At 58.5% G+C, this 14651-nt stretch carries 11 protein-coding genes; 7 read left to right on the forward strand and 4 right to left on the reverse strand.

Annotated features, from left to right (window positions below; translation table 11 throughout):
* Nucleotides 1-2338 (reverse strand): glycoside hydrolase family 3 N-terminal domain-containing protein (locus ABL922_RS12675; protein ID WP_349024574.1); only part of this gene is annotated, 2338 nt, incomplete at its 3' end.
* 125 nt (nucleotides 2339-2463) lie between these two features.
* Between ABL922_RS12675 and ABL922_RS12680 the strand changes: the two genes are divergently transcribed.
* Nucleotides 2464-4752, forward strand: a complete 2289-nt coding sequence (locus ABL922_RS12680; protein ID WP_349024575.1) for a TonB-dependent receptor — start codon at nucleotides 2464-2466, stop codon at nucleotides 4750-4752.
* Between the two features lie 98 nt (nucleotides 4753-4850).
* On the forward strand, nucleotides 4851-6089 hold the full coding sequence (locus tag ABL922_RS12685) for an MFS transporter (protein WP_349024576.1): 1239 nt from the start codon (nucleotides 4851-4853) through the stop codon (nucleotides 6087-6089).
* Nucleotides 6090-6096: 7 nt separating this feature from the next.
* On the opposite strand, the gene ABL922_RS12690 is transcribed toward ABL922_RS12685, so the two are convergent.
* The 3 genes from ABL922_RS12690 to manD form a co-directional block, all read right to left on the reverse strand.
* A complete protein-coding gene (locus ABL922_RS12690) occupies nucleotides 6097-6387 on the reverse strand; it encodes a hypothetical protein (RefSeq protein WP_349024577.1) in 291 nt (96 codons plus the stop codon).
* Nucleotides 6388-6458: 71 nt separating this feature from the next.
* The gene (locus ABL922_RS12695; RefSeq protein WP_349024584.1) at nucleotides 6459-7376 is read right to left on the reverse strand and encodes a sugar kinase; all 918 of its coding nucleotides are present in this window, start codon (nucleotides 7374-7376) and stop codon (nucleotides 6459-6461) included.
* Nucleotides 7370-8578 carry a D-mannonate dehydratase ManD gene (manD, locus tag ABL922_RS12700; RefSeq protein WP_349024578.1) on the reverse strand — a complete coding sequence of 403 codons (1209 nt, stop codon included), beginning with the start codon at nucleotides 8576-8578 and terminating at the stop codon, nucleotides 7370-7372. The genes ABL922_RS12695 and manD overlap by 7 nt, the downstream gene beginning before the upstream one ends.
* Nucleotides 8579-8677: 99 nt before the next feature.
* On the opposite strand from manD, the gene ABL922_RS12705 reads away from it, so the two are divergent.
* The 5 genes from ABL922_RS12705 to ABL922_RS12725 all read left to right on the forward strand — a co-directional run bounded on the left by ABL922_RS12705 (nucleotide 8678) and on the right by ABL922_RS12725 (nucleotide 14503).
* Entirely contained in the window at nucleotides 8678-9418 is a 741-nt protein-coding gene (locus ABL922_RS12705; RefSeq protein WP_349024579.1) for a FadR/GntR family transcriptional regulator, read from the forward strand.
* On the forward strand, nucleotides 9415-10815 hold the full coding sequence (gene uxaC / locus ABL922_RS12710) for a glucuronate isomerase (protein ID WP_349024580.1): 1401 nt from the start codon (nucleotides 9415-9417) through the stop codon (nucleotides 10813-10815). Before ABL922_RS12705 ends, uxaC begins: the two co-directional genes overlap by 4 nt.
* Nucleotides 10812-12182: a mannitol dehydrogenase family protein gene (locus ABL922_RS12715; protein ID WP_349024581.1), complete on the forward strand. Its 1371-nt coding sequence runs from the start codon at nucleotides 10812-10814 to the stop codon at nucleotides 12180-12182. The genes uxaC and ABL922_RS12715 overlap by 4 nt, the downstream gene beginning before the upstream one ends.
* A 63-nt stretch (nucleotides 12183-12245) precedes the next feature.
* A complete protein-coding gene (locus tag ABL922_RS12720; protein WP_349024582.1) occupies nucleotides 12246-12941 on the forward strand; it encodes a hypothetical protein in 696 nt (231 codons plus the stop codon).
* On the forward strand, nucleotides 12893-14503 hold the full coding sequence (locus tag ABL922_RS12725) for a glycoside hydrolase family 3 N-terminal domain-containing protein (RefSeq protein ID WP_349024583.1): 1611 nt from the start codon (nucleotides 12893-12895) through the stop codon (nucleotides 14501-14503). The genes ABL922_RS12720 and ABL922_RS12725 overlap by 49 nt, the downstream gene beginning before the upstream one ends.
* Nucleotides 14504-14651 lie beyond the last annotated feature (148 nt).

The following is a 14651-nucleotide window of genomic DNA, read 5'->3' on the forward strand; positions in this document are numbered from 1 at the left end:
GACGGGGTGGCTGCTTCGCGCCCACTGCATTCGCGCTGGAGGGAAGCGAGAGATAGAGTTGCACAACCTCGGCGCCCGCGCGCTTGCCACTATTGGTTACCCGCGCAGTAGCGCGCCACGTGCCGCTGGTCGTGTCGAAGGCTAGGCGCGGCTTGCCAATGGTGAAGCTGGAATAGGAAAGCCCGTGCCCGAACGGGAAAGCGACGCAGGGGTTTTTTCCTGCCTTTTCGAGACAATTGCCGCCCGCATTTGAATCGTACCAGCGATAGCCCATGGCCAGCTGCTCGCTATAGGTTACGGTCTGCATCTTGCCATCAGCGGAGATTTCTCCAGGAAATTGTCCGGTCGTAATCTTGTCGAGAAAGCCTTTGCCCGCGAACGGGAAGGTAACGGGCAGCTTGCCAGCAGGGTTAACCCGCCCGAACAGCACGTCGGCGACGATGTTGCCGTCTTCCTGACCCGGGAACCAAGTCTCGAGGATCGCAGGGCCTTTGGCACCGACAAGCGACGCGGGCATCGAAACGCCGGCATTGTCCTTCAGCACCAGCACCGATTTTGCCGCCATCGTCTTGCCGCTAGTCGAACGCGCCGCCATCAGCGCGTCGATCATTGCAGTGGTACGGCTGTTTTTTGGCGGGTTGGTCTCGCCATTGGTGGAAATGATGTTTGACCGACCAGCGTACCAGTCAAGGCCGCTGCCCGTCCCGGCAGGGGCGGCTAGGCGCTGTCCGTTGACTGCGGTAAAGGTCGCGCGGTCGGCGCCCTCTTCGGAGATTGTCCCCGCCATCATCACCACAGCATCGGCCTTTGCGGCTTCGGCAAGGGCATCGGCGAAACTCACCTTTTGGCCGTCAATGGTAGCGCTGGCATTCTCATCATCGACCAGAATTAATTTGACCGCGGCCCGCGTTTTGCCAAGATCGGCGAGTGCATTGCGTAGCCCTTCGATCGGGCTGACTGTGTAATTTGGCACCACGTCGGAACTGCCGCCGCCGCCGCCCATGGCCTCGCCGAGAACTGCGCCGCCAGCAACCGCTTGCTGGGCATAAACCTGGCTGGATTTCCCGATCAGTACCAAAGTTCGCAAATCGCTCTTTAATGGCAACGCACCATTGTTCTGAAGCAGCACTGCAGCACGGCCCCCGATCTCGCGCGCCTTCTTGCCGCCTGCTGCAAAATCTATCGGCGAATGCGCCAATTTGCGGTCAAAAATCCCGGCCTTGAAAGTCTGCGTGTAACGCCGTTCGAGCGCGGTATCGATCTGCCCGACATTCAGTTCGCCTTTGCCAAGCGCTGCGTTGATCTTGTCCGGCGCCCAATGCATCGGCAGCGGCATTTCATGGTCCATGCCATTGGCCAGCGTCGCGACCGTGCCTTTCATTGCGAAAAAGTCTGACTGGACATAGCCGGTAAAGCCCCAATCCGTCCGCAAGATGTCGGTCAAAAGCTCGCGGCTTTCGCACGAAGATTGGCCGTTGACGTAGTTATAGGCGCACATGATCGAACCCGGCTTGCCGTCCTTCACCGCCATTTCGAAGGGCAGCAGGTAAATCTCGCGCAGCGTCTGCCGATCCACGTTGGTCTGGATCGTCATACGGTTGGTTTCTTGCTCGTTCGCCGCATAATGCTTCGGCATGGCGATCAGGCCCTTTGCCTGCACAGCCTTGGTCTCGGCGACAGCCATCGTGCCGCTGAGATAAGGGTCTTCACCGAAATACTCAAAATTGCGACCAAGGATCGGCAGGCGTGCCATGTTGACGCCAGGGGCTTCAAAGACATGCAGGCCGAGGTTGTTCATCTCGGTCGCGATCACATCGCCGTACATGCCAGCAACGGCGGGATCGAAAGACGCTGCCGCGCCTAATGCGGAGGGCAGGGCGGTTGCTTTGGCCGAGCTTGGATGCGTGTAAGCGGCAGAGATGCTCCCGAAGCCAGGGATTTGGAGCAATTTGGTTGCTACCTCGGTCGAGACGCAATCATTCTGCCCCAACCCAACGGGGCCGTTCGTAATGCGGAATGTCGGGATGTTGAGCGCTGCGATGCCACTGACATGCCGTGCGCCAAAGCAATTGGGGAGCTCGGGAAGGATTTCGGGCTTCGCACCGGTCAGTTGCTGGAGTTTCTGTTCCAGCGTCATGGCCGACAGCAGCAGCTTGGCGCGCTGGTTGGCAATAGCCTCGCGCGCGGCATCATCAACAGCTGATGCTTGTTCCTCGATGACCGTTGCGGTCATCCATGGGTGGATAACTTGTGCCATTGCCGTGCTGGAAAGCATAGTCGCTGCCAATGTTGTTACGCCAGCGACTTTGGTCAGGCTTGGCTTCAATACCTTTTTCATCACACTCATGCTCCTAACGACTGTTCACTATTGCATCTTGACATAGATGACCGAAACATGTCAATTGGCCTTACCAGTTAAATATTTGGTCAGGCGACCGCGAGTCGCGTAGTGGGAGGATTTCTATGTCACGCAAATTTGTTCTGTTGGCAGGTGCCAGCTTTTTGATGATCTCGACGAGTGCTTTTGCACAGGATGCCGCCGACGCTTCCGCTGCTGCTCAAGAAGAAAATATTGGCCTTGAGGAAATCGTCGTCACTGCGCAAAAGCGTGAGCAGAATATGCAGGATGTGCCGGTTGCTGTTACCGCGCTTTCGGGCGAGACACTTTCGAATCAGCGAATCAACGATTTCGCTGACCTGACCAAAGCCGCGCCTTCATTGACCGTGACGCAGCGCGCGTCCGCAGCCGACAACTCGATCAACATTCGCGGCATCGGTACCTTCGCCTTTACGACCGGCGTCGATCCTTCGGTCGCGGTGATCGTCGATGATGTGGCTTTGGTGCAGCAGGCACAGGCATTCTCAAATCTGGCTGACGTCGAGCGTATCGAAGTGCTGCGCGGGCCGCAAGGTACATTGTTCGGTAAAAACGCCTCGGCGGGTGCGGTCAATATCGTTACCAAAGGGCCAACCAGTGATTTTGCCGGACAGGTTTCCGCAGGCTATGCCAGCGACGGCGAATGGCGGTTCAATGCCGGGATCTCCGGCCCGTTGGGCGATACCGTCGGTTATCGGTTGAGCGGCTTTTACAGCAATCAAAATGGCTATGTCCGCAATCTGACCACTGGCCAGCGCATCAACAATGACGAAAGCAAGGGGCTGCGCGCCAAGCTGAAATTTGACCTGACCGACACCCTCCAAATTGCCCTGTCGGCCGATTGGTCGAAGAATGTGACACGCGGCAACGCCAGCACATTTTTGTCGGTTCCAGCCGGTTCGACCTTCTTTGGCGCGGTACCGGTGGATCTGACGGGTATCATCCCGAGCAAGTCGAATTTCAATGTCCGCCTGTCGGACGCGCCGGCCAGCACTTCGAAACAGCACAGCCTGAGTGCGCGTGCCTCGCTGGACCTTGGCTTTGCCGATCTGGTTTCGATCACCAGCTATCAGAAATGGGATTACCGGATTATCGAAGATGTTGATGGCCTTGCCGTTTCCCCGACCAACAGCGGCTTTGGAGTTATACAAGGCGGCCCCTATGCCTCCAAGCTGTTCTCGCAGGAGCTGCGGCTGGTTTCGACCGGTGATGGTCCGCTGTCCTATATCCTCGGTGGCTACTATGCCGACACAACGACCGACCGCACTTTCACGCGCACGCCGGGTGCGAGCCTTGGCTTCTTCCGCGCCAACTGGTCGTCCGAAGCAGGCAAAAAGAGCCTCGCCGGTTTTGCCCAGCTTGATTATGAGCTGACCGCCGCCACCCGGATCGGCGTGGGTATGCGCGCGCAAAAGGAAAAGATTGACGTCCTTTATGCCCGCACATTGCCGTCTGTAGTCAATATCAATGAAAACGACAGCGACTCGGCCTTCACCTGGAAAGTGTCGGTGCAACAGGATCTCGCGCCCGATGTGATGGCCTATGTCTCGGTTGCCAAAGGGTATAAGGGCCAGGCCTATGACATTAGTTCGTCTTTCTCGCAGGCCAAGGCGTTGGTGCCGACCCGTTCGGAAAGCAGCAACGCCTATGAATTTGGCATCAAGAGCCGTTTCCTCGACAATATGGTCCAGCTGAACATCGCTGCTTTCCTGACCGACTATAAGGATTTTCAGGCACAATCGGCTGTGCTCGATTCAACCACCGGCACGCTTTCGCTTGGCCTCAACAATGTTGGCAAGCTGCGAACTAAGGGTATCGAGTGGGAATTTACGGCGAAGCCTGCCGACTGGTTCCGGCTTGATTTCGGTGGCGCCTATACCGATGCGAAAATCCGTTCCTTCCCGCTTGCAGATTGCTGGACCAACCAGAATGTCGAACAACCTGCACAATGTTTCGACACGGACGGGGCGGGGCCTCTGGGGCGTACACAGAATCTCGCGGGCGTAACGCTCGCCAACGCGCCAAAGTGGAAATATAATATGGTCGGCACCGCCGATTTCCCGATCAGCGGCGCGATGGATGGCTTTGCTTCGCTCTCCTATCTGTTCCAGAGCAAGGTGCATTACGACCTGTTCAACAATCCCTATGCTGTGCAAGGCGGCTACGGCGTGTTCAACGCGAGCCTGGGCTTCAAGGACAGTTCGGGCGACGGCTACAAGGTCGCTTTCTTTGTTAACGACCTGACCAAGGAGCGCTTTGCCACATTCATCGGCGACCAGGCCGCCAGTTTTGGCAACAGCCGCCATGTCCTCACGCAGTTCCTGCCGCGCGGCGCGCAGCGTTATGTTGGCGTGAAGCTCGACTACAACTTCTAATCCTCCCTTGGCCTCGGCCATTTACAACTGGCCGGGCTATCCTTTGGTAGCCCGGCCTGATTTTTTATGAGACCATGATTGGGAGAGAGGGAAAAGCCATGCTGAAAAAAGGCAATTTACGCTGGTGGATTATCGGGCTGGTGACGCTCGGCACCATCCTCAATTATCTTGCGCGCTCGACGCTGTCGGTTACCGCCCCAACGCTCAAGGAGGAATTCTCCATGAGCACCGAGCAATATAGCTGGGTAGTGCTGGCCTTTCAGGCAACCTATACCATCATGCAATCGGTCGCGGGCGGCATCCTCGATGCGCTTGGCACGCGGCTGGGCTTCTTTATCTTTGCGGTTGGCTGGGGCCTTGCGAACATGGCGCACGCATTTGCGACGGGCTGGCCGAGCCTGGCTCTCTTTCGCGGGCTTCTGGGTGCGACCGAGGCTGCGGCAATTCCTGCGGGGACAAAAACCGTCTCGGAATGGTTTCCCCCCAAGGAGCGCCCGCTTGCGACCAGCGCGTTCCAGATGGGGACCAGCGTCGGCAATATGATCGCACCGCCCTTGGTTGCTTTTTGCATCCTCTATTGGGGCTGGGAATCTGGCTTCATTGTCACCGGCGCGCTCAGCCTTGTTTGGGCTGGGCTGTGGTATTGGGGCTATCGCTCACCCGCCGAGCATAAGAAGCTGGGCGAGGCCGAGCGCGCCTATATTGAAGAAGGCCGCGCCGACGATGTGCAGGGCAAGCCCGCGACGCGCAAGGAAGTGCTCAAGTCACGCAGCTTCTGGGCGATTGCGATCCCGCGTTTTCTGGCCGAGCCCGCATGGCAGACGTTCAACTTCTTCATTCCGTTGTATTTGGTTGCAGTGTGGCAGCTAGATTTGAAAAGCATCGCGCTTTGGGCGTGGCTGCCCTTTCTTGCCGCTGACTTTGGTAGCCTCGCGGCGGGGCTTCTGCCGACATGGCTGATGAAAAAGGGCGCGAACCTGATCACCAGCCGCAAGATCACGATGACAGTCGGCGCGCTCTGCATGATCGGCCCGGCTTGCATCGGTCTCGCCGGTTCCCCCGGCGTCGCCATCGCTTTGTTCTGCGTCGGCGGCTTCGCGCACCAGATGCTCAACGGCGCGCTGCTCACGCTCTGCTCCGACGTGTTCGACACCAAGACAGTCGGCACCGCGAGCGGCATGACCGGCACCATCGCCTGGACCGGCGGGATGATGTTCACCTTCCTGATCGGCAAAAGCGCCGATGTTTATGGATATGATCCGCTGTTCGTGGCGTTGGCGGCGCTGGATTTGGTGGGGGCTGTGGTGTTGTGGGTTTTGTTGCGGGGGCGGAAGTAGGATGTTGTCAGCTGTGGTCCCATTTCAACTTTGAAGAATCTACAACCTCAGCTCCCATGTGCTTGACGAATAATTCCCGCAGCCCGTCTTTGTGCTTCTGCCATTTATCTAGTTCGGCGTTTGGATCTTGCCCGTCAGCAATGAAGAGCCATTCTACGAACTGATCAGCGCTAACTGGTCCAGTTTCTGGAATAAAATGGTCAACGTGTGAAGGCTTTCCGTCGACTATCCCTCCACACCAACCTTGGCCGACGCAGACGTCATGCATCAACAAATTATAAGATGGGTTGCCGTTCATGCGGATAATTTGTCACTGTTTCTTCGCGGCCGCAAGGAGGTATTGTCAGGCCGGAATTCAATTGTCAAAAGTCAATCCGGCCCAGGTATCGCCCCCGCCCGCACCACGCACCAGCCCGCCAGCCGGTGCCCAGCCATCACGGCATCCTCCACGCTCGCTCCATTCATCCGCGAGGCGAGATAGCCGCCGTTGAAGGCATCGCCTGCGCCGCTGGTGTCGACGGGTTGCAACACTTCGGGTGGGGGGAGAGTTGTGCCGTCGGGCAGGCGGGCGCCTTCGGCTCCCAGTTTGACGATGGTTTCGGCGCAACCAAGCGCGCGCCAATGGTCTGCGACGGCATCGGCGCTGGTTTCGCCGGAGAGCAGGTGCTCATCCTCCAGCGTCGGCAAACCGATGTCGGCGCAGGCGATTGCTTGGTCGCGGGCCGCGCGTGCTTCTTCGGCGCTGGCCCAAAGCCGGGGTCGGTAGTTGCCGTCGAAGGCAACCCTGCCGCCCCGAGCGCGGACGCGGCGGCACAAATCGAAGAGTTGTTCGCGCGCTTCGAGCGGCAGGATGGCGAGCGTGATCAGCGAATAGGCGATCAGGTCTGCCTGTTCCGCCGCCTCCAGCGCCGCCTTGATGCCGGGCAGTGCAAACATCTCGCGCGCGGCGCTGCTGTCGCGCCAATAGGTGAAACTGCGTTCGCCCGTTTCATCGGTGGTGATCGCATAAAGGCCCGGTCCGCGCGTCGGGTGGCGGAGTATCAGCGAGGTATCGAGCCCTTCGCCGCGGCATTCTTCTTCCACCAAATCGTCGCTAAACGGATCGGTGCCCATCGCGGTCAGATAGGCGACATTATGCCCTGCACGCGCCAAGTGGACGGCTGTGTTCAGCGTGTCGCCGCCATAACCCATGTTCCACCCGCCGACTTGTTTGCGGGAGAGTTCGAGCATTGCTTCACCGATGAGGACGATGCGTTTGGGACTTTTGGCCACTGACGGCGCTACCAATTCCACATTGTCCCGTCTTCGAGACGGGCAACCGGCAGATAGGCAGGCTTATAGGGATATTTCGCGGCCAGTTTCTCGTCGATATCGACGCCGTGTCCAGGCGTGTCGCCGACAAACAATTCGCCCGCCTCGAACCGGTAATCATGCGGGAAGACTTCGTCGGTTTCGGGCTTGTGGCGCATGTATTCCTGGATGCCGAAATTGGGCACCCATGTGTCGAAATGCAGCGCGGTACCCATGGTGACTGGCGACAAGTCGGTTGCGCCATGACAACCGGTGCGGATTTGATAGAGCGCTGCGAAATCCGCAATCCGGCGCAGATGCGTGACGCCGCCCGCACCCACGATGGTGCAGCGAATATAGTCGATCAGTTGGTTCTGGATTAGGTCTTTGCAGTCCCAGATGGTGTTGAAAATTTCACCGACAGCCAGCGGCGTGGTTGTGTGGTGGCGGACCAGTTTGAACGCTTCCTGATTTTCCGCAGGCGTGCAATCCTCCAGCCAGAAGAGCTGAAAGGGTTCGAGCATCTTACCAAGGTTAGCGGCCTCTTGCGGCGTGTAGCGGTGGTGGCCGTCGTGCAGCAAGTGGTGGTCGAAACCATAGGTGTCACGCAGCTTTTCAAACAGCTTGGGCACCGTGTTCAACGCTTTGCGCGTGTCCCAGCCGGTAACACTGGGCAGTTCTGCGTCCGCTGGCTCGTAGAACAGCTTGCCGCGCCCGACGCCGTAAGCATCCTTGACGCCGGGGACTCCGGTCTGCGCCCGGATCGCCTTGTAGCCCATGTCGATATATTGACCGACCGCGTCGACGGTTTCCTCGATATCGCTGCCGTTGGCATGGCCATAGACCATGATCCCATCGCGGCTTTTGCCACCGAGCAGATCGTAAAGCGGCATCCCCGCCATCTTCGCCTTTATATCCCACAAAGCGACATCGACCGCGGCTATCGCGCGCATCGTAACCGGCCCGCGCCGCCAATAGGCGCCGCGATAGAGATATTGCCAGATATCCTCGATACGGCGAGGATCCATACCGATCAGGCAGGGGATAACATGATCCTCCAGATACGAGGCGACCGAAAGCTCACGCCCGTTCAGCGTCGCATCGCCGATGCCATAAACGCCCTGATCGGTTTCGATCTTGAGCGTGACAAAATTGCGTCCCGGACAGGTGACGATGACACGGGCAGAAATGATCTTCATGGCGCTATCGAATCCTTTGGTCTGGCGCTAAACAGTGATTTCCTACTTGACGAATGGCTTTTGGCCTGTCAAGTTTATTCAAATTGGTAAGGCCAAAAAATGACAACTCAAGATCGTCTCTATCAGGAACTCGCGCGCAAACTCATCGATGAGCTGGCGGCGGGTAAATATAAAGTGGGCGATCGGTTGCCCGCCGAGCGTGAGCTTGCGGCGGAATATGAGGTTAGCCGTCCAACCGTGCGCGAGGCAGTTATCGCGCTTGAAGTGCAGGGCCTCGTTGACGTGCGCGTGGGTTCGGGTGCGTATGTGAAGCGCCTGCCGGGGAAAGAGGACATCCCGGGCTTTAACGTGACAGCATTCGAGCTGACCGAAGCGCGGCTTTTGTTCGAAAGCGAAGCGGCGGCGCTGGCCGCAATGCAAATTACCGATGAAGAGATTGAGGAGTTGGCCCAGCGCGTCGAGGATATCGCGCTTGAAAATCAGACGCCGGGCGGCACTGAAGAGGCTGACCGCGAATTCCACCTCGCCATTGCGCGGGCAACGCGCAACACGGCGGTATTTCAGTCGATTGAGGAATTGTGGAAGCTCCGCCGGACTTCGCCGGAAAGTGCGCTACTCCACGCTAAGGCGCGGTTTGCCAATATCAAGCCGGTGGTCGATGAGCACAGCGCAATTCTCGAAGCCCTGCGTAACCGCGATCCAAAAGCTGCGCGCGCCGCGATGCGGACCCATTTGTCGTCAGTGCTCGACAGCCTGCTTTTTGCGACCGAAGAGAAAGCGATACAGGAAGCGCGAAGGGCGGCTGCAGCGAAACGAAACCGTTATGCGAGTAATTTATGACCTGCCCACTTGCTTTACATCCAGACCGGCTGTTTCCAGCTGACTCTGACACGCGCAAAGTTGCGCAGCGGCTTTATGCCGAAGTCGCTGGGTTGCCAATCATCAGCCCGCACGGCCATACCGATCCGGAATGGTGGGCGACTGATGCGCCCTTTGGTAATGCAGCTGAGCTATTACTGCATCCCGACCATTATGTCTTTCGGATGCTCTATTCGCAGGGCGTTCCGCTGGGAGCTCTGGGCATCGGCAATCCAGATGCGGACCCGCGAGAAAGCTGGCGGCTGTTTGCAGAACGCTATCATCTGTTTCGCGGTACGCCGTCGCGCATGTGGCTTGATTGGGTATTTGCCGAAAGCTTCGGGATTGATGTGCTGTTGTCGGCGGAGACCTCGGATCGCTATTACGATACGATAACCGACGCACTCACCACCGATGCGTTCCGTCCACGCGCCCTGTTTGAGCGCTACAATATCGAGGTCATCGCCACGACCGAAAACCCGCTCGACGATCTGCGTTATCACAAGGCGATCCGCGACAGTGGCTGGAAGGGGCGCGTGATTACCGCTTATCGCCCCGATCCGGTTGTTGACCCTGAATTTGAGGGCTTCCTGGACAACCTCAAAACACTCGCAGCGTTGACCGGCGAGGACTGCTTCAGCTGGTCTGGCTATCTGGCCGCGCATCGCAAACGCAGGGCCTTTTTCGCAAGCATGGGTGCGACATCGACTGACCATGGTCATCTGACCGCGCGCACCGCGGACCTGTCTCGTGCAGAGGCAGTAGCGTTGTTTGCGTGTGTTACCAACGCCAGCGTTTCTGCTGAAGACGCCGAACTCTTTCGCGCGCAAATGCTGACCGAGATGGCGGGGATGAGCATCGACGACGGCCTCGTCATGCAGCTGCATCCCGGCGTCTATCGCAATCATAATCCGGCGATCTTCGAAAAGTTCGGACGCGACAAGGGCGCGGACATTCCGCTGCCTTGCGAATATGTCCATGCGCTGCGGCCGCTGCTGTCGAAATATGGCAACAATCCCGATTTCAGCTTCATCGTCTTCACCCTTGATGAGACCAGCTATTCCCGCGAATTGGCACCGCTGGCGGGCCATTATCCGGCGATGAAGCTTGGCCCCGCCTGGTGGTTTAACGACAGCCCCGAAGGTATGCGCCGCTTCCGCGAGATGACAACCGAGACGGCGGGCTTCTACAACACCGTCGGCTTCAACGACGATACCCGCGCCTTTATGTCCATCCCCGCGCGTCACGATGTCGCAAGGCGGATGGACTGCGGCTTTTTAGCAAAACTGGTAGCCGAGCACCGGATGGAGGAATGGGAGGCGGCCGACCTTGCCGCCGATCTCAGTTATGGTCTGGCCAAGGCGGCCTATAAGCTTTGAGGCTTTCTGCTGCGAACCTTAGCGCGCTTCCTGCGAGCGTCGCCCGCCCCGGATACGACCGCGATACGCGCGGCGTCGGCATCGTCCATTTCGGCATTGGCGCTTTCCACCGCGCGCATATGGCGGCTTATACTGATGACGCGATGGCATCTGGTGAGGGCGACTGGCGTATCCTCGGTGTTTCGTTACGCTCGCCGACAGTGCGCGATCAGATGCATCCGCAGGACGGTCTCTATACGTTAGTTGAGCGCAGTTTAGAGGGCAGCAAGGCGCGAATAATCGGGTCGGTCGCCGATGTGCTCGTCGCCAGCGAAGAACGCGAACGGCTTGTGGCGACGCTCGCCGCCGCGACAACACATATCGTTAGCTTTACTATCACCGAAAAGGGTTATTGCCGCGCGCCTGATGGCTCGCTTGATCTGGCGCTGGCCGATGAGCGTTCGGCCTTTGCCTATCTGGCCGAAGCCTTTTCCCGCCGCCGCGACGCCGGGTTGCCTGGGCTTACGTTGCTTAGCTGCGACAATCTGTCGGGCAATGGCGCCCAATTGCGCCGATTGATGGTTGAATATCTGGGTGCCCATGCCCCTGATCTGACAGGCTGGTTCGAAAACGAATGCACCTGCCCTTCAACCATGGTCGACCGTATCGTGCCCGCCACCACCAATGCAGACCGTATCGAAATCGAAGCGCTGCTCGGGATGCGCGACGAAGCCGCTGTTGTCACTGAACCCTTCAGCCAATGGGTGATCGAGGACAATTTCGCTGGCCCGCGTCCGGCATGGGAAAAGTACGGCGCGCAAATTACGTCTGACGTTCATGCGTATGAAAATGCCAAGCTCCGCATGCTCAATGGCGCGCACTCGGCGCTCGCCTATTTGGGGCTTCAGCGCGGCCATGAGTTTGTGCATCAGGCAATCGCCGATCCACAGCTCGCGCCATTGATCGACAAACTCATGCGCGATGAAGCAGCCACCAGCCTGACCCCTGCGCCTGGACAAGACGTCTCCGCTTATGCCGACGCGCTGATCGACCGCTTCAAAAACCCCTCGCTCAACCACCGGCTGGCGCAGATCGCGATGGATGGCAGCCAGAAGATACCGCAGCGTTGGCTGGAAACGCTGGCCTTCCATAAGGCATCAGGACAGCAATGCCCTTCTATCCTGACTGCCATCGGCGCGTGGCTCGGCCATATTCGCGGCGATAACGGTGTGGTTGACGACCCGATGGCCGAGACGTTGAAGGCGGCGTGGGATGCGGCAGGCAAGCGCGGCATCGTCGTGGCGCTGTTCGGTTCAGACGGACCGATGGCAAGCGACTGGGTGTCCAGCGACGCCGAACAGGAGCAGATAATCGCAGCTTTGAAGTAAGGGGTTAGCGCATGAGTAAGGGTTTGATCGCACTTTTGGCTACGCTTTGCGCCACGCCCCTCCTTGCCGCGCCTGCTCAGCCCGATCGAAACCCGCGCCAAGAAAATTATCACCGTTAAAGGCCTGCGGTTCAAAGACCTCAACGCCAATGGCCGCATCGAAGCCTATGAAGACTGGCGCCTGCCAGCGCAAAAGCGCGCTGCCGATCTTGTCCGCCGCATGACGCTCGCTGAAAAGGCGGGGATGATGCTGATCGCCACCAACAACCCCGATTGCGGTGGCGGGATATCGGATCGGGAACGCGACCTGATCGACACGCAGAAAATGACCCGCTTCATCCTACGCGCCAAGGTGAACACACAAGCCCCCGATTGCAGCGTCAAGCTGACGGGCTTTGCCCTGCGTGGTGGTTATCCGCAGACGCCAAGCCAAATGGCGGGCTTCACCAATGCGGTGCAGGAACGGCTAGAGGCTGGACGGCTAGGCATTCCAGCAGTGTTCAAGGATAATGCCCGCAACCATGTCGAGGTCAACCCGATGTTCGGGATCGCTGCTGGTGCCGGAGCTTTCACCGAGTTCCCAAAAGAAGCCGGGTTGGCCGCTGCAGCGCTTGGCGCAGGTGCGCCTGTCACGCCCGACGGCGCAATCCCAAAAAACCTTAAGGGCGACATGTCCATCATCCGCGACTTCACTGGCGTTATGTCCGAGGAGTGGAAGGCCATCGGCCTGCGCGGCATGTATGGCTATATGGCGACCTGACGACAGAACCGCGCTGGGCCCGCGCGCATGAGACCTTCACCGAAGATGCCGATTTGATGACGGGCATCATCGGCGAGCTGGTAACGGGGTTGCAGGGGCAGGTTCGCAGGGACGGAACTTCGCTGTCGCCCAAATCCGCCGTCGCGCTGACCATCAAGCATTTCCCCGGCGGCGGCCCGCAGGAAGTGGGATGGGACCCGCATTACACCTTTGGCAAGAACCAGATTTACACCGATAAAACCGGCCAATATGGCTTTGGCTATCATCTGAAACCATTCCGCGCAGCAATCAATGGCGGGGTCGCTTCGATCATGCCTTATTATGGCGTGCCGATTGGCGTGACATACCAAGGCGTCAAATATGATGAATTCGGCATGGCCTTTTCCAAACAGATCGTCACCGATCTGCTGCGCAAGAAGTTAGGCTTCAAAGGCTATGTGAATTCTGACAGCGGCGTTATCGAATCGCGCGGCTGGGGGCTGGAAAGCTATCGCGATAATCCGGCGACTGGCAAACCCTATGGCCCCGCAGAACGCACCGCTATCGCGATCAAGAGCGGCAGTGATGTGCTGTCCGAATTCAGCGTCAACAAGACGATCACCGATCTTGTCTCGCAAGGTCTGCTCGACGAGCGAAAGCATATCGATCCCGCGGTCATGCGCCTGTTGACCGAACAATTCCAGCTGGGCCTGTTCGAAAACCCTTATGTCGATGCGGACGCAGCTACCGCGAAGATCGGCAAGCCCGAGAATCGCGCGCTTGGGTTGGATGTCCAGCGCAAGTCGGTGGTCCTCCTCCAGAACCGCAATAACCTTCTCCCGCTGAAACCGGGTGCGAAAGTTTTCAGCATGGGCTTCCGCGCCGAGGATGTGGCGACGCAAGGCTTCGCGATATCTAACACTGCCGCTGGCTCCGATGCCGTCCTGATCAAAGTGATGATCAGTAACGCAGGCGCGCGCAATTACAAATCCAACGACCCCACAACCGGCGGCAAGGCTGTCGCGCCCGAATTCCCTCTCACCGACCCTCGCACTGGCAAAAGGCAGACAACGTGGGGCGCGCAGGACCCGTGCGTCTACGAACCAGATGCGCCGAAAATGGCCGAAAGCCCAGACGGCTGTCTCGACAGCGGCTTGATCTTTGGCGGAGCCTTTCCATGGGAATCAAACCTGCTCGCGTTGTCGGACATTGCAAAAGCCGAGAGCTGGACCATGACGCCATCGCTCGCCGAAATCCAAACCGCGATGCACGAGAGCGGCGATCCAGGCAAAGTCGTGATCTCGATCTATTTCCGCAATCCTTATGTACTGGACGAGGCCAGCGGCGTAAAATCGGCAGGCGCTCTGATCGCGACCTTCGGCGTCAGTGACCAGGCCCAACTCGACATCATCAGCGGCAAGTCTAAGCCGCAGGGCCGGCTACCCTTTGCGTTGCCGCGCTCAACAAAATCGGTTCTGGAGCAACACCCCGACGCGCCCGGTTATGCCGAAACCAAGGATGGCGCTCTTTTTCTATATGGATACGGCTTGGGTCTCGTTTCAGCAGGCCGAAAGACCGAATGAGCGGTTTGCGGAACGGCAGCTATTAACGATCTGCTACGCTGGGTTGAGCTGGACTTGTAACGGTTTTGCGCCGGTCACCTATCTCATTATGCCACCTTAGCTTCGAACGCCAGCGGGCTGATGCCACCCAGATATGAATGGCGTCTTC

Origin of the sequence: Sphingorhabdus sp. (assembly GCF_040079335.1) — a bacterium.
Taxonomy (GTDB): Bacteria; Pseudomonadota; Alphaproteobacteria; order Sphingomonadales; family Sphingomonadaceae; genus Sphingorhabdus_B.